Below are 15,445 nucleotides of genomic sequence, written 5' to 3'. Positions count from 1 at the left end.
CACTAGTGACGCTCTGCGTGGTAATGCACCCATCGACGCTCTGCGTCATGCAGACAGTGAACCCGCAGCGCCCATAGGCGGGGAAGCGACAATCCTCAGTAGACCGAACGCAGGTGGCGCGCCTTGGGCAAGAGCGCTTACAACTCGATCTCGATATCCAGCAACGCCGCGCCGAGCGCCTTGCCATGAGCATCCAGCGCCAAAGATCGGGTGACGCCGCCTTTTAGAATGCCCGGCAACACGAAATTCAGCGCATGCACATTCGGCAACTCGTACCGCCGCACAGCACCCGCCTGCGGATCCAGCAGCTCAGCGAAGTGCGCCGCCACGCGCTCGGCGGTCAGTTGCTCAAGCAAACGCGGATAATCCAACGTGTTGAACGCGATCACCGAGATGTTCGACGTATCACCCTTGTCCCCGGTTCGCGAATGGGCCAGTTCACGCAATTTGGCTGCACTCACGATGCATCCTCCAGATGAACCTGCGGTGTGACCGCGTCCCGGGGCAACAACAGCGAAGCCACCGCCACCACCTGACGCACACCCTTGGTCGCCCCGCCGCCGCCATACGGGCCGTTGGTATAAAGCGTTTCCACTTCGTTGCCGATGCGCACCGCCTGGGCTTTGTCAGCGCAACGACCGGCCACCCGCAGGCGCACTTCCCAAGGTTCGCCCGACGTACGCGAACCCAGCTCGGCACCGTGCAGCGAATCGACCCCGATCAACTCCGCGCGCACGTCGTCGAACAGCACGCCAGTGATCTTTAACCGCTCCAGCACCACCTCCCGCGCCAGCCGCGCACGGGCCAATGCCCCCGGCCCGCCGTAGGAAATCTGGCCCTCACCGATCCAGCCGTCCAGATACCCCACCGAAACTTTCAGCGTCTGTGGACGAGCGTGACCCTCTGCGCCCTGGGCGCGCACCTCATTGGGTGCCACCACGCTAAACGACACGCCGGAAAAATCCGCAGTCACGTCCGGCGTGAGATAGGCCTTGGGATCATGCACTTCGTAAATCATCTGCTCGGTGCAGGTGGCGGTGTCGATGCGTCCGCCGGAACCCTTCACCTTGCTGATCACCGCACTGCCCTCGGCATTTACCTCGGCCAGCGGGAAGCCCAGACGCGCCAGATCCGCGACATCCTTCACCCCAGGATCGGCGAAATAGCCACCGGTGATCTGTCCCGCGCACTCCAGCAGATGACCGATCAGCGTGCCGCGTCCTAACCTGGTCCAGTCGTCCTGCGCCCAGCCGAATTCATGCAACTGCGGCGCCAGGAACAATGAAGGGTCAGCCACACGCCCGGTGATCACCACATCGGCATCGGCCTGCAAGGCTTCGACGATCCCATCCGCCCCCAGATACGCATTGGCCGAGACCAGGCGCTCACCCAGTGACTTGACCGTCGCGCCGTTATCCAGCATCTGTTCGGGATTCAACTGCGCGAGCACGTCATCCCCGGTCAGCGCCGCGACTTTCAAACCGTGCAGCCCAAGCTCTGCCGCTATCCGCCGTACTTCCCGGGCCGCCGACATTGGATTGGCGGCGCCCATGTTGCTGATCACCCGCAAGCGTCTCTGCCCGGCTTCACGGCCACGGGCCACGAACGGCAGCACGCGGCGCATGCGCTCACTCAACAAAGGGTCGTAACCGGCCTCGGGATTGGCCAGCCGCGCCTGTTGCGCCAAGGCGATGGTGCGCTCGGCCAGGCATTCGAATACCAGGTAATCCAGCGCGCCCCTATCAGCCAGTTCCACCGCAGGTTCGATACGGTCGCCCGAATAACCAGCTCCCGAGCCAATGCGTAACGTCTTCATTCAAAACACTCCCAGCAGCAGTGCGGTGAGGGTCATCAACACTGATGCGCCAAACAGAAACGGGATGGTGAAGCGTTGGTGATCGGCCAGTTCGACCTTGCACAACCCCACCAGCAGAAAGGTCGCAGGCGTCAGCGGGCTGACCGGGAAACCGGTGGTGTGCACGCCCAGCAGTGAGGCCTGAGCGACCTGCAACGGATCGACGCCCAGCGCACGGCCAACTTCAGCAATCACCGGCATGACGCCGAAATAGAAAGAATCCGGGTCGAACAGCATGCTCAGCGGCATGGACAGGAAGCCCACCACCATCGGAATCAGCTTGCCGTGGCCGGCAGGAATCTGCGCCACCGCCACTTCAGCCATGGCCTTGAGCATGCCGGTGCCCTGCATGATGCCGGTAAATACGCCGGCAGCGAGCAGAATGCTGGCCATGGTCAAAGCGGTCTTGGCGTGAGCATCGATGCGGGCGCGTTGCGCGTCGACATTGGGGTAGTTGATGCACAGCGCCAGCACGGTGCCGACCATGAACATCACCACCGGATCGACCCAGCCGGCGATCATCACGGCCATGACCACGATAGTCAGCAGCAGATTGAGCCAGAACAGCCGCGGGCGGCGCAGTACTTCTTCCTGCTCGCTCAATACCCGCTCGGGCACCACATCGACTTTGGTGCCAGTCTCCTGATCGCGGCCCAGCCCCAGGCGCGTCTCTTCACGACGCCCCAGCACCCAGGCGCTGATGAAGACAAAGGCCAGACCGACGATCTGCACTGGAATCAGCGGCTGGAACAGCTCGGCCACCGGCACATGCAATGCCGCCGAGGAGCGCAGCACCGGACCGGTCCACGGCAGGAAATTCACCCCTGCAGCCATTGCTGCTACACAGGCCAGGATGCGTCGATCGATGCCCAGTCGCGTGTACAGCGGCAGCATCGCCGGAACAGTTACCAGAAAGGTCACCGCACCCGAGCCGTCCAGATGCACCAGCAGCGCCAGCAACGCGGTCCCGATGACAATCCGCGTAGGACGCGTGCCGACGGTGCGCAGGATGCGGTCGATGATCGGGTCGAGCATGCCGGCGTCGGTCATCACCCCGAAAAACAGAATGGCGAACACAAACATGCCGACCACAGGCGCAACGTTCTTGATGCCGGTAATAATGAATGCGCTGGTCTGCAGCCCGAAACCACCGAGCAGCGCAGCGATGATCGGCAAGGCGATCAGGGCAACCAGAGGCGAAAGGCGTTTGCTCATGACGGCAGCGAGCAAACAAAGAATGGTGATGACACCGAGAGTGGCGAGCATGGGCGGTCCTTGTCATTCCTCACCGGCGGGCGGCGGAACGAGCTGTTGTTGTTTTCAGCGAGTATCGAAACCGGGATAAGCTTTGTAAATTGAAATGTTCACTGCCCTGCGTTCGGAAAAACCGAACTATCGAAAGGACCACAGCCGATGAAAAACTCAATCCAGCACATCCGTGCGTTTCTGGCAGTGGCCGATAGCGGCAGCTTTGCCAAGGCGGCCGTCGAGCTGAACCTGTCGCCATCGGCGCTGACCGTACAAATCCAGCAACTGGAACAATGGCTCGGCGTCGCCCTGCTCGAACGCAGCCCACGGCAGGTCAGCCTGACCGCCGCCGGGCAGAGCAACCGAGGGCCGATGGAGAAACTGCTGCTCGATCTGGACAATATCGTCAGCGGCTCGCGGGATCTGGCGGCCTTGCGCCGGGGCGTGGTGACCATCGCCGCCCTGCCCTCCCTCTGCTCGGGGACATTGCCGCCGATCTTTAAGGCCTTTCGCGAACAGTTCCCCGGCGTTGAGTTGCGTCTGCGCGACGTGGTGGCGCAGCGCATCGATGCGCTGGTGCGTGAGGGCGAAGTCGACTTTGGCCTGGGAGTCAGAGCGCGAACCCGCCAAGGGCTGGACTTTAAGGTGGTGATGGTTGACCGTCTAAGTCTGTTCGTACCGGCGAATCATCCGCTGGCGGCACGTCGGTCCATAACGCTGCCAGAGCTGGTCGGCGAACCGATTATCCTCACCGGCCGCGACAGCAGCGTGCGCGAGCGGGTGGAACAAGTGTTCGCCGACGATGGCCTGGTGCTGACCCCGGGGTTGGAAGCGAACTACATGTCGACGGTCATGGCACTGGTGCGTCAAGGATTGGGGATGACGCTGCTACCCGAATCGGCTGATGAGGGACGAGGCGAACTGGTGCAACTGCGAATAGAGCATGCGGGAGTGAGTCGGGAAATCGGGCTGATCACCCGGGCGGGCTTCGGCTTGAGCCCAGCGGCGCAGCGCTTCGTGGAAATCATGACGCGGGAACTGTCGCCAACCCGCCTGTAGCAGTTGGGCTCGCAAGCGTTGCCGATCCCACGATAGCTATCGCTGGCAAGCCAAGGTGCACGAGGATCTACGCTGGAAAGGTATCAGTTCTGACGCGCGGCCATCTTTCTTCTAGCTTACGGCTCGACGCTCGCCGCCACTACAAATGCACAATCCTGAAAAAAGCAAAAAAACCGGTACGCGCATTCAATAATGAGTATCATTATGTTACACAGTGGCTGAATGCGAATGGCTTGCGACCGCGTTCACGCCGCACACCTTATCAGATCTACACCGGTGATAAATGCTCGTTCCTTTTTTGATCATGTTGCGCGAAGGGATTGAAGCCGCGCTTATCGTTGGCATCATTGCCAGTTACCTCAAACAGACCGGCCGCGGCGAGTGGATGCCAGCGGTGTGGATCGGCGTTTTCCTCGCCTGTGCCCTAGCCCTGTTCGTCGGCGGCGGACTGGAGATGGTCAGCGCCGAATTTCCGCAGAAACAGCAGGAACTGTTCGAGGGCCTGGTGGGCCTGTTCGCGGTGATCATTCTTAGCTCCATGGTGTTCTGGATGCGCAAGGTCGCGCGTTCCATCAAGCATGAACTGCACGCCTCGCTGGACGCGGCCCTCGCCGGCTCGAAAAACCAGACCTACGCCCTGATCGGCATGGTGTTTTTCGCCGTGGCCCGCGAAGGCCTGGAAACCGTATTTTTCCTGCTGGCGATTTTCCAGCAAAGCGAGGGGGCCAGCGCTCCCTTGGGCGCCCTGCTCGGCCTGATCATCGCAGTGGCCATCGGCTTTGCCATTTACAGTGGCAGCATGCGTCTGAACCTCAGCCGTTTCTTCCGCTGGACCGGCCTGTTCATCCTCGTGGTGGCAGCAGGCATCCTGGCCAATTCGGTGCAGGCGTTGCATGAGGCCGGGCTGTGGAACCACTTCCAGACCGTGGTCTTCGACATCAGCGCGACCCTGCCGATGGACGGTCCGACCGGCTCGGTGCTGGCCGGCATGTTCGGCTATCAGGATGCGCCGACCGTCAGCGTGCTGACCGTTTACCTGGCCTACCTGGTGTTCGCATTGGTGCTGTTCTTCCTGCCGCAACCGCGGGTAGTAAGTCTGCCTACCCGCCCAGCGCATGAACACGGCCGCCACACTTCCTCAGTTACGAATAAATAAGGGCAATCATGACCAGCAGTCCTTCCGGCCTTCCTCCGAAGAAAGCCCAGCCTTCCCGCGCCCTGCGATTCGCCGTCGCAGGCTCGGTGATTCTGATGATCGCGGCAGGCGCCATGTTCTATTTCGCTTCCCAGGCTGCACAGAAAAAGCGCATCGCCAACAGCGGTAACGAAACCGTGGTTACCATCCACGCCAAAAACTGCGAGCCCAACGCGCTCACCGTGCCGGCCGGGAAGAACGCCTTCCGCATCGTCAACGCCTCCGAGCGCGCCGTTGAATGGGAAATCCTCGACGGCGTGCTAGTGATCGAGGAACGTGAAAACATCGCGCCGGGCCTGAGCCAGGTCATCAATGCCAACCTGCAACCGGGCGACTATGCGATTACCTGCGGCCTGCTGAGCAACCCACGTGGCACCTTGCACGTCACCCCGACCGCCGAATCCGATGCCGCCGCCAAGGCCCGTCCTTCGATGGTCGCGTTCATCGGCCCGCTGTCCGAATACCGCGTGTACCTCAGCACCCAGAGCAGCGCGCTGATCCGCGCCGTGAACGATCTGCAGCAAGCCATTGAAAGCGGCGACCTGAATGCAGCGCAGCAGGCTTATGTTCCGGCCCGTGCCGCCTATCAGCGCATCGCCCCTGCCGCACAGCGTCTGGCCGAGCTGGACAACGCGATCAACGCCCGCGCTGACTACTTCGAAAAACGTGAAGAGGATCCAGGCTTCAGCGGCTTCCACCGCATCGAGTTCGGCCTGTTCTCGCAGAAGTCGGTCGAAGGCCTGACCCCCGTGGTCCAGAAGCTGCAAAAAGACCTCGCCGCGCTGAAGACCCAATTGCTGGCGCAGTCCATTGCCCCTGAGCAACTGGCGAGCATGGTCGTGCGCAACATCCGCAGCCTGGCCGAGATCCGTAGCAACGGTGAAGAAGAACGTTATAGCCACATCGACCTCACAGGTTTTGCCGCCAACCTTCAGGGCACACGCAAGGTCATCGACCTGTTGCGTCCGCTGTTGGCCAAGAACTCCGGCGACGTGCTGAAAAAGATCGACGACGCGGCCACCGCGGTGGACGACCAACTGCTGGCATTCAAGACCGGCGACGGCTTCAAACTGTATGACCAGGTCAGCACCGAACAACGAAAACAAATCGCAGACAAGGCCAAGGCTTTGGCCGATGCACTCGATGGAATCGATCCGGCCCTGGGCCTCACCGGCCTGTAAGCGTGCCCAGGCGGGTGCCAATGCGCCCGCCCGGCCCTGAAACCCGAGCGAAGACGTATTCACATGAAAGATTCAGATTCATCCAACGCCCCTATTTGCGCTGAACGCCGCCGTGTTCTGGTGGGTTTGGGCGCAGCCGGTGCTGCCATCGCCGGTGCGAGCCTGAGCGGCAATGCCCTCGCGGCCACCGGCGCACCAGCGCAGGTGACCGAAGCGCCGAAAAGCGAAAAGACCCAGGATCACAACGCGTTCCACGGTGTTCATCAAAGCGGCATCGTCAACCCGCGGCCTACCGCTGGGATGATGGTAGCCTTTGACGTGCTGGCCCAGGATCGCGATGACCTGGAGCGCCTGTTCCGCACCCTCAACGAGCGTATCGCGTTCCTGATGACCGGCGGCGCAGTGCCGCAGGTCGATCCGAAGCTGCCGCCGCTGGACTCCGGCATTCTCGGCCCGGTGGTGACCCCGGACAACCTGACCATCACGGTGTCCGTGGGCGACTCGCTGTTCGATGAGCGCTTCGGTCTGGAACAGGTCAAACCCAAACGCCTGCAACGCATGGTTGGCTTCCCCAACGACGCGCTGGAAGCGGCCTGCTGCCACGGCGACCTGAGCATCCAGTTCTGCTCCAACGCCCCGGACAGCAACATTCACGCCCTGCGCGATATCGTCAAGAACCTGCCGGATCTGCTGTTGGTGCGCTGGAAACAGGAAGGCACCGTGCCGGCGCAGGCACCGCTCAAGCCGGGCCAACCACCTGAAAGTGCGCGCAACTTCCTGGGTTTCCGTGACGGCTCTGCCAACCCCGACTCCAACAACCAGAAGGCCATGAACGAACTGGTCTGGGTCCAGCCCGGCGGCGATGAGCCGGCGTGGGCCGCCAATGGCAGCTATCAGGCGGTGCGGATCATCCGCAACTTCGTCGAACGCTGGGACCGCACGCCGTTGCAGGAACAGGAAGCAATCTTCGGCCGGGTCAAGACCACCGGTGCGCCAATGGACGGCAAAGCCGAAACCGACGTGCCGGACTACCACAAAGACCCGGAAGGCAAGATCACCAAGCTCGATTCGCACATCCGCCTGGCCAATCCGCGCACCCCGGAAAGCCAGCGCAATCTGATCCTGCGCCGCCCGTTCAACTACTCCAACGGCGTGAACAAGAACGGCCAGTTGGACATGGGACTGCTGTTCATCTGCTACCAGTCTGACCTTGAAAAAGGCTTCATCACCGTGCAGACCCGTCTCAATGGCGAGCCGCTGGAGGAATACCTCAAGCCGGTCGGCGGCGGTTATTTCTTCACGCTGCCGGGTGTGGTGGACGACAACGATTTCATCGGCCGCTCGTTGCTGGCTGCTGCCTCCGCTGTAAAAACAAAAACTGCCTGACAACCCTTACCTCACAGGAAGAGCTCCATGAAAAAGTCGCCTCTCGCGCTGTTGGTTACCCTTGGCTTGTTGCAGACCCCGTCCGTGTTCGCGGCGACGGCACCGCTTGATCTGGTCCAACCGATTTCGGACTACAAAATCTACGTCTCCGAAAAGGTAGACCAGCTGGTCACCGACACCACCAAATTCACTGACGCCGTCAAGAAAGGCGACGTGGCAACGGCCAAGAAGCTGTTCCCGACCACGCGCATCTCCTATGAGTCCATCGAGCCGATTGCCGAGCTGTTCAGCGACCTGGACGCGTCCATCGACTCCCGTGTCGATGACCATGAGAAAGGCGTCACGGCTGAAGATTTCACCGGTTTCCATCGCCTGGAATATGCGCTGTTCTCGCAGAACACCACCAAGGATCAGGCCGTGTTCGCCGACAAGCTGCTGGCCGATGTCAAGGAACTGCAGTCGCGCATCGACGGCATGACCTTCCCGCCAGAAAAAGTGGTGGGCGGCGCTGCCGCCCTGATGGAAGAAGTGGCAGCCACCAAATTGTCCGGCGAAGAAGACCGCTACAGCCATACCGACCTGTATGACTTCCAAGGCAACGTAGACGGCTCGAAGAAAATCGTCGACCTGTTCAAGCCGCAACTGGAAAAAACAGACAAGGCATTCGTGGCCAAGGTCGAGAAGAACTTCGCCACCGTGGACAAGATCCTGGCCAAGTACAAGACCAAGGACAGCGGCTATGAGACCTACGACAAGGTCAAGGAAAACGATCGCAAGGCGCTGGCTGGCCCGGTCAACACCCTGGCTGAAGACCTGTCACAACTGCGTGGCAAACTCGGTCTGAACTGAGTCAAAAGCGATGAAAGCCCGGTTGCCGACTCTTCGGCACCGGGCTTTTTTATACACGACACACTGCCCCACGCCAGGCCCCACCGGCATTCCCGCGACGACGTTCCTGCCCGCAAGGCATAGGAGCCGTCCACGGCCAACCGCAATCCCGCACCACGCTTCTGCCCGCAGGGCGTAGGAGCCTTGCTTGCAGGCGATCGGCTGCGCAGCAGTCGCAAATCCGTGCACCTCGGTTGTGCCAGACACACCGCGGTGGCTGATTTTGCTGCCGCTGCGCGCCAGATCGCGAGCAAGCTTGCTCCTACGCCCTGCGGGCAGAACCGGAATCGCGCAACCAAGCTCCTGCCCGCAGGGCGTAGGAGCCGTCCACGACCAGCCGCACTCACGCACCACGCTCCTGCCCGCAAGGCGTAGGAGCCGTCCACGGCCAACCGCACTCACGCACCACGCTTCTGCCCGCAGGGCGTAGGAGCCTTGCTTGCAGGCGATCGGCTGCGCAGCAGTCGCAAATCCCTGCACCTAGGTTGTGCCAGACACACCGCGGTGGCTGATTTTGCTGCCGCTGCGCGCCAGATCGGGAGCAAGCTTGCTCCTACGCCCTTCGGGCAGAATCGGAATCGCGAAGAAGACTGAGGCGGTGGCGAACCCTTCCCCATAAAAAAGCCCCCGAAGACTTAACGTCGACGAGGGCCAAGGCACTGCGCTCACAGTTCGGGTACAGGCTTCAGCGCCCTTATGGCATGCCCAGCCAGTTGGGCAAGGCCAGCGAGATGAATGGCACGTAGGTCACCAGAATCAGAAACAACAACAGGATAGACAACCACGGCAGGGCTGCACGGATGGTCTGCCCCAGGGTCAGGCCGGTAACCGCCGATGTCACGAACAGGTTCAGTCCTACCGGCGGATGCACCAAGCCGATTTCCATGTTCACCACCATCACGATGCCTAAGTGAATCGGGTCGATTCCCAGCTTCATGGCGATCGGAAAAAAGATCGGCGCCAGAATCAGGGTAATCGCCGACGGCTCCATGAAGCTGCCTGCCACCAGCAAGACGATATTGACCATGATCAGGAAACCGATTGGCGTCAGCCCTTCGGAGATCACCCAGTTGGTGATTTCCTGCGGGATCTGTTCGGTGGTCAGCACATGGGCGAACAGGATCGCGTTGGAGATGATGAACATCAGCATGACCGCCAGGCGACCGGACTCCAGCAGCACTTTCGGGCAATCGCGAAAGCGCATGTCCTTGTAGATGAACAGCGCCACGAATGCTGAGTACACTGCCGCCACCGCCGCCGCTTCGGTCGGGGTGAACATGCCGCTGTAGATGCCGCCGAGGATGATCACCAGCAATAGCAGGCCCCAAAAGGCGCGACGCGCAGTGTGCAACCACTGACGGAAACTGACACGCGGCTGGGCAGGCAGCTTCTTGACGCGCGCAACGATATAGATCGCTACCATCAAGGCCACGCCCAACAGAATGCCCGGCACGATACCGGCGATGAACAGCTTGCCCACCGAGGTTTCGGTCGCCGCCGAGTAGACCACCATCACGATTGACGGCGGAATCAGAATTCCCAGGGTCCCTGCGTTACAGATGATCCCGGCGCCGAACTCCTTCGGGTAGCCCGAGCGCACCATCCCGGCCACGGCAATCGACCCCACGGCCGCCACGGTCGCAGGTGAAGAGCCCGACAGCGCAGCGAACAACATGCAAGCCAGCACCGCCGCGATAGCGAGGCCACCACGAATGTGCCCCACACAGGCGTTGGCGAAATCGATCAGCCGCTGCGCCACGCCACCGGTGGTCATAAACGCGCCGGAGAGCAGGAAAAACGGGATCGCCAGGAAGGTGTAGCTGTCGGAGGTTTCGAACAGCTTGATCGCCAGCGAACTCAGTGAGTCCGGGCTGAACAGCAGAATTGATACCGCGCCGGACAGGCCCAGCGCGATAGAAATGGGCACCCCGAGAAACATGAACACGAACAGCAGCAGGAACAGACAGATGACCGTCATCAGCGTTGCTCCTCATCAGGATTGGCCAGTTTGCTTGCTTCTGCCGCTTCATCGGCCAGGCCAAGGCCGAGCTGACGATGGGTATAAATGCGGTAGAGAATTTCCAGGTAGCGCAGCAAGACCAGGGTAAAGCCGATCGGCACGATGACGGCGATGTACGCCACCTTCACGCCGTAGCGATCCAGGTCCTCGGCGCCGATACCGGCGACGAACAGGGCACTGACCCATTTGTAGCTGGCCGCCAGGAACAGGCCGGCGTAGGCCATGCAGCACAGGCACGCGAGTAGCGCGAGCAGGCGCTGAACCGGTTTGCTGGTCATTTTCACCAGCGCGTCGACCCCCAGGTGACCGGCCGTGCGCACGCCATAGGAGACGCCGAAAAAGATCAGCCAGCCGAACAGCGCTTTGGTCAGGGCCACGCTCCAGGTCATGTTCTGCGCGTATTCCATCGTGTGGTCGCCCAGAAATGAAAAGAACTCACTGCTGAACGTCCACTTGTCACTCAGCGAATAAAACAGGGTGTAGATGTTGTTGAGCGCCACGTAGACAAAAGTCACCAGCGTCATGGCAGCCAGCAGGAAGGCGATCATGCCCTCCTCCAGGTGCTCCCAGAGTCGCGTCAGCGATTGCATAAGCATTCTCCGAACATAGAGAGCGGCCACCCCCTCTCTGCAAAGAAAATCGGGTGGCCACGCAGGCATCACTGCCCGTATCGATCAAACTGCCTTTCGCGGAATCAAGGCGCGGTGTTCGAGGCGTCCGCCGCCTTGATCAGGTCGGCACCGATTTCATCGGAGAACTTGTCCCAGACCGGCTTCATGACTTCACGCCATTTGGCGCGCTGCTCAGGCGTCAGTGTGACGATTTCGCTGGTTTTGGAATCGATGATCTTCTGCTTGGCAGTCTGGTTCAGCGCTTCGGCCTGTTTGTTCACCTCGACCGTGACCTGATCCATGATCTTCTGCAGTTCGTCGCGCACGTCAGCCGGCAGTCCGTTCCAGAACTTGGCGTTGGTGATCACCATGTAGTCGATCAGGCCATGGTTGGATTCGGTGAAGAATGGCTGGACTTCGTTGACCTTCTGGCTTTCGTAGTTCGACCAAGTGTTCTCGGTGCCGTTGACCGTACCGGTCTGCAGCCCTTGGTACACCTCGGCAAAGCTCATCTTGCGCGGGTTGGCATGCAGCGCCACGAACTGCGCTTCCAGCACGCTGGACGCCTGCACGCGGAATTTCAGGCCGCGAGCGTCCTTGGGGTCTAGCAGCTTTTTGTTCGCCGACAATTGCTTCAGGCCGTTGTGCCAGTAGGCCAGCCCGTGAATGCCCTTGTCGTCCATCGAAGTCAGCAACGCCTTGCCTTGCGGACCCTGCTGGAAGCGATCCACTGCGGCCAGGTCGTTGAAGAGGAAGGGCAGGTCGAAGATTTGAACCGCTTTGGTGTATTGCTCGAACTTGGCCAGGGAGGGGGCAAGCATTTGCACGTCGCCCAGCAACAGAGCTTCCATTTCCTTGCCATCGCCGAAGAGCGAAGAGTTCGGGTAGACCTCGACTTTAACCTTGTCTTTCAAGGCCGGATCGGCGGCAACCAGTTTTTGGAACATCAAGGCGCCCTGGCCTTTTGGCGTGTTTTCCGCAACCACGTGGGCAAACTTGATGACGATAGGATCAGCGCAGGCCATGCCGGCCATGGACACTGCAGCGGCGCAGAAAAGCGCCTTGGTCAGCTTCAACATCGATATCACCTTTTTATTTTTGTAGGAGCTTTGGTTTTATAGGAGCCATGGGTGGATCTTGAGCGTTGTGCGAGCTAACGATGCCCAACCCAGTGTGTTTAGAGAATCAGCTTTTATGTAAGACCGCGTTCGGTATGGCCGAACGCTGTTTCCTTCCGGACGCCATCCACGTGGGAGAGGTATCTCTATAGGAGACGCCGGAGGTTACGACGGCAGCGAACGCGATCTTTCAGTCAAATCACTGTTGCCTGGCCCACCGCCTTCGCCCCTGTCGCCCAGCTCCAGATGGCTCCCACAGGTTTACCGGCGTTGTCATAAGGTGCTGATTCACTCTGCGGCGAGCGCCAGTAAGCGCTTGGCGCGTAGCAGCACGGGCGCATCAATCATCTGCCCGTCGAGCTGAAACGCGCCAGCGCCGTTAGCGGCTGTGCTGGCGTCTACTACCCGCTTCGCCCAACTCAAGTCAGCTGCACTCGGCGCCAGCGCGGCATGTATCACCGGCACTTGCCCGGGATGAATGCACAGCGCGCCGCCGTAGCCCATGTCATAGGCATGCCGAATCGCGCGGTGTAGACCTTCAGGATCGCCAATGGCCGGGTGCACGCCATCCAGCGGCGGCAACAGGTCAGCGCCTCTGGAGTGCAGCTGCACCGACATGCGCGCCTGATCAAGAAACAACTGCGCCGCCTCGGTGCCCGTGTTCAGGCTCAGGTCCAGCGCCAGGTCCAGCCCGCCGAACGACAGGCGCTCGACCCCCGGGGCGTGTGCGATAGACGCCAGCGCCAACAGCCCCTTGGCACTCTCGATGATGGGCAAGACGGGTTTGCCGGTTTCCCAGACAGCAGCCACATGGGCAGCTTTTTCGACTTTCGGCAGCAGCACACCCACAACACCTGCATGCCGTTTACAAAAGGCCAGATCCGCCGCGTGCTCCAGGTGATCCGGGGCGTTAACCCGCACCCATAGCGCAGCCGAGGGGTTGTCCTGCACAAACGCAGCGAGATTGTCTCTGGCCTGACGCTTGAGCGGCTCCTCGACGGCATCTTCGAAATCGACGATCACCGCATCGGCGCCAGCAGCCAGCGCCTTGGCGAAACGCTCGGGCCGGCTACCGGGCACGAACAGTGCGGAGCGGACGACGGATGAGGGCATGGTTTATATCCTTGAGAATAGTTTTTGGTAGGAGCGAGTTGATTGGCGAGAGGGAAATGCGGCCGACGTAGATTCATCGGCTGTGAATCCCCATCGCGAATGAATTCGCTCCCACCGTGCACAGCCAAGCAACAATTTAAACCACCCCCGTTGCCGCCATCCGCGCCTGTTCCTGGGCTGAAATTCCCAGCTCCGCGAGAATGCTTTGCGTGTGTTGCCCCAACCCCGGTACGCCGTCCATGCGCGGGGTAAAGGCGGTATTGCGCCCAGGAGGCAATAACGATGGCAGTGGCCCGGACGGGCTGTCGACCTGACGCCAGCTGTCGCGGGCCTTGAGTTGCGGGTGCTCCCAGACGCCGTGCATGTCGTTGACCCGGGCATTGGCGATCTGCGCCTCTTCAAGCCGGGCCACGACATCGTCCACGCTTAACCCCGCGAAGCCGTCGACAATGATCTGGCGCAACACCTCACGATTTTCCGAGCGCTTGAAGTTCGCCGAGAAGCGCTCATCGGTGGCCAGCGCCTTGTCCAGCAGCACCTTTTCGCAGAAAAGCGCCCATTCGCGCTCGTTCTGCAGACCGAGCATGACCGTGCCGCCACCGCCTGTAGGAAACGGCCCATACGGATAGATCGTCGAGTGCGAAGCTCCGGCTCGCGGCGGTTGCGGCGCACCGTTGTAGGCGTAATACATCGGATAGCCCATCCACTCCACCAGGCTTTCCAGCATGCTGACGTCGATGCGGCTGCCCTCCCCGGTCTTGTCCCGCAGCATCAGCGCCGAGAGGATGCCGGTGTAGGCGTACATCCCCGCAGCGATGTCAGCGATGGAACAACCGGCCTTGGCCATCTCGTTCTCACCCGGCCCGCCGGTCACCGAGAGAAAACCGCCCTCGCTCTGGATCAGCAGGTCATAGGCCTTCTTCTTCTCATACGGGCCGCCTTCGCCATAACCGGAAATGTCACAGACGATCAGCCGGGGAAAGCGCTTATGCAGTGCGTTGAAGGACAGGCCCATGCGCGCCGCAGCACCCGGCGCCAGGTTCTGCACCAAGACATCGGCCTTGCCCAGCAGCGATTCGAGAATGTCACCCGCCTCATCCTGCTTCAGGTCCAGGGTCAGGCTTTCCTTGGAACGGTTGGTCCAGACGAAATGCGACGCCAGACCATCGACGCGCTGATCGTAGCCGCGAGCAAAATCGCCGACGCCAGGACGTTCGACCTTGATCACGCGGGCGCCCAGGTCCGCCAGCTGCCGGGTGCAGAACGGCGCCGCGATGGCGTGTTCCAGGCTGATGACAGTAATGCCGTCCAGTGGACGGGGGGATTGTTGATTCATATTCGATGCCTCTCCACATTCCCTGTAGGAGCGTGGCTTGTCCCGCGATCTGCCGCGAAGCGGTAGTAAACCCAGGGTCCTCGGTGTGCATGACACAACCGAGGTGACCGGTGTGCTGCCGGTGCCCGGCAGATCGCGGGACAAGCCACGCTCCTACAACGCTTGGCCTTAGCCTGAAATCCCTGATCGTCCCTACGCTCTAGGTAGGCATGCATCCCTTGGCGCTTTGCGTCACTGCCACAGACGCGAAACATATGGGGGGAGGCGTTACCACGCGGAGCGTGGGAACGATCATGTTCGATGTCTCTGCACATCCCCGTAGGAGCGTGGCTTGTCCCGCGATCTGCCGCGAAGCGGTAGTAAACCCAGGGTCCTCGGTGTGCATGACACAACCGAGGTGACCGGTTTTACTGCCGGTGCCCGGCAGATCGCGGG

At 61.0% G+C, this 15,445-nt stretch carries 13 protein-coding genes; 5 read left to right on the top strand and 8 right to left on the bottom strand.

The genetic code is table 11. The features are described 5' to 3' along the window. Positions 1-137: 137 nt before the first annotated feature. Genes B3I26_RS02715 through B3I26_RS02705 form a run of 3 tightly spaced genes read right to left on the bottom strand, consistent with a single transcriptional unit; the run spans position 138 to position 3,121 of the window. The gene (locus tag B3I26_RS02715) at positions 138-461 is read right to left on the bottom strand and encodes an AtuA-related protein (RefSeq protein WP_296254857.1); all 324 of its coding nucleotides are present in this window, start codon (positions 459-461) and stop codon (positions 138-140) included. Further along, positions 458-1,816, bottom strand: coding sequence for an acyclic terpene utilization AtuA family protein (locus B3I26_RS02710; protein ID WP_296254855.1), 1,359 nt, complete (start codon positions 1,814-1,816; stop codon positions 458-460). The genes B3I26_RS02715 and B3I26_RS02710 overlap by 4 nt, the downstream gene beginning before the upstream one ends. Further along, a complete protein-coding gene (locus tag B3I26_RS02705) occupies positions 1,817-3,121 on the bottom strand; it encodes a CitMHS family transporter (RefSeq protein ID WP_296254853.1) in 1,305 nt (434 codons plus the stop codon). A gap of 147 nt (positions 3,122-3,268) precedes the next feature. Between B3I26_RS02705 and B3I26_RS02700 the strand changes: the two genes are divergently transcribed. The 5 genes from B3I26_RS02700 (at position 3,269) to efeO (B3I26_RS02680) (ending at position 8,773) form a co-directional block, all read left to right on the top strand. Continuing rightward, complete coding sequence (locus tag B3I26_RS02700) at positions 3,269-4,162, top strand: LysR family transcriptional regulator (protein WP_296254852.1); 894 nt, start codon at positions 3,269-3,271, stop codon at positions 4,160-4,162. A 283-nt stretch (positions 4,163-4,445) separates the two neighbouring features. Further along, the gene (efeU, locus tag B3I26_RS02695; RefSeq protein WP_296254850.1) at positions 4,446-5,318 is read left to right on the top strand and encodes an iron uptake transporter permease EfeU; all 873 of its coding nucleotides are present in this window, start codon (positions 4,446-4,448) and stop codon (positions 5,316-5,318) included. Between the two features lie 8 nt (positions 5,319-5,326). Next, the gene (efeO, locus tag B3I26_RS02690; protein WP_296254848.1) at positions 5,327-6,538 is read left to right on the top strand and encodes an iron uptake system protein EfeO; all 1,212 of its coding nucleotides are present in this window, start codon (positions 5,327-5,329) and stop codon (positions 6,536-6,538) included. 63 nt (positions 6,539-6,601) lie between these two features. Beyond that, complete coding sequence (efeB, locus tag B3I26_RS02685; RefSeq protein WP_296254846.1) at positions 6,602-7,924, top strand: iron uptake transporter deferrochelatase/peroxidase subunit; 1,323 nt, start codon at positions 6,602-6,604, stop codon at positions 7,922-7,924. Between the two features lie 27 nt (positions 7,925-7,951). Continuing rightward, complete coding sequence (gene efeO, locus B3I26_RS02680) at positions 7,952-8,773, top strand: iron uptake system protein EfeO (protein ID WP_296254844.1); 822 nt, start codon at positions 7,952-7,954, stop codon at positions 8,771-8,773. Between the two features lie 733 nt (positions 8,774-9,506). Here the strand turns inward: efeO (B3I26_RS02680) and dctM are convergent. The 5 genes from dctM to B3I26_RS02655 form a co-directional block, all read right to left on the bottom strand. Continuing rightward, a complete protein-coding gene (dctM, locus tag B3I26_RS02675) occupies positions 9,507-10,790 on the bottom strand; it encodes a C4-dicarboxylate TRAP transporter large permease protein DctM (RefSeq protein WP_296254842.1) in 1,284 nt (427 codons plus the stop codon). Continuing rightward, complete coding sequence (locus B3I26_RS02670) at positions 10,790-11,422, bottom strand: TRAP transporter small permease (RefSeq protein WP_296254840.1); 633 nt, start codon at positions 11,420-11,422, stop codon at positions 10,790-10,792. Before B3I26_RS02670 ends, dctM begins: the two co-directional genes overlap by 1 nt. 104 nt (positions 11,423-11,526) lie before the next feature. Next, entirely contained in the window at positions 11,527-12,522 is a 996-nt protein-coding gene (locus tag B3I26_RS02665) for a TRAP transporter substrate-binding protein (protein ID WP_296254838.1), read from the bottom strand. A gap of 327 nt (positions 12,523-12,849) precedes the next feature. Then, a complete protein-coding gene (locus tag B3I26_RS02660) occupies positions 12,850-13,674 on the bottom strand; it encodes an HpcH/HpaI aldolase/citrate lyase family protein (RefSeq protein WP_296254836.1) in 825 nt (274 codons plus the stop codon). Between the two features lie 136 nt (positions 13,675-13,810). After that, on the bottom strand, positions 13,811-15,010 hold the full coding sequence (locus tag B3I26_RS02655) for a CaiB/BaiF CoA transferase family protein (RefSeq protein ID WP_296254834.1): 1,200 nt from the start codon (positions 15,008-15,010) through the stop codon (positions 13,811-13,813). Between the last annotated feature and the right edge of the window lie 435 nt (positions 15,011-15,445).

Origin of the sequence: Pseudomonas sp. UBA5706 (assembly GCF_002419965.1) — a bacterium.
Classification (GTDB): Bacteria; Pseudomonadota; Gammaproteobacteria; order Pseudomonadales; family Pseudomonadaceae; genus Aquipseudomonas.
The sequence above is the reverse complement of the archived record's forward strand: the minus strand, read 5'-3'. Positions and strand labels throughout refer to the sequence as shown.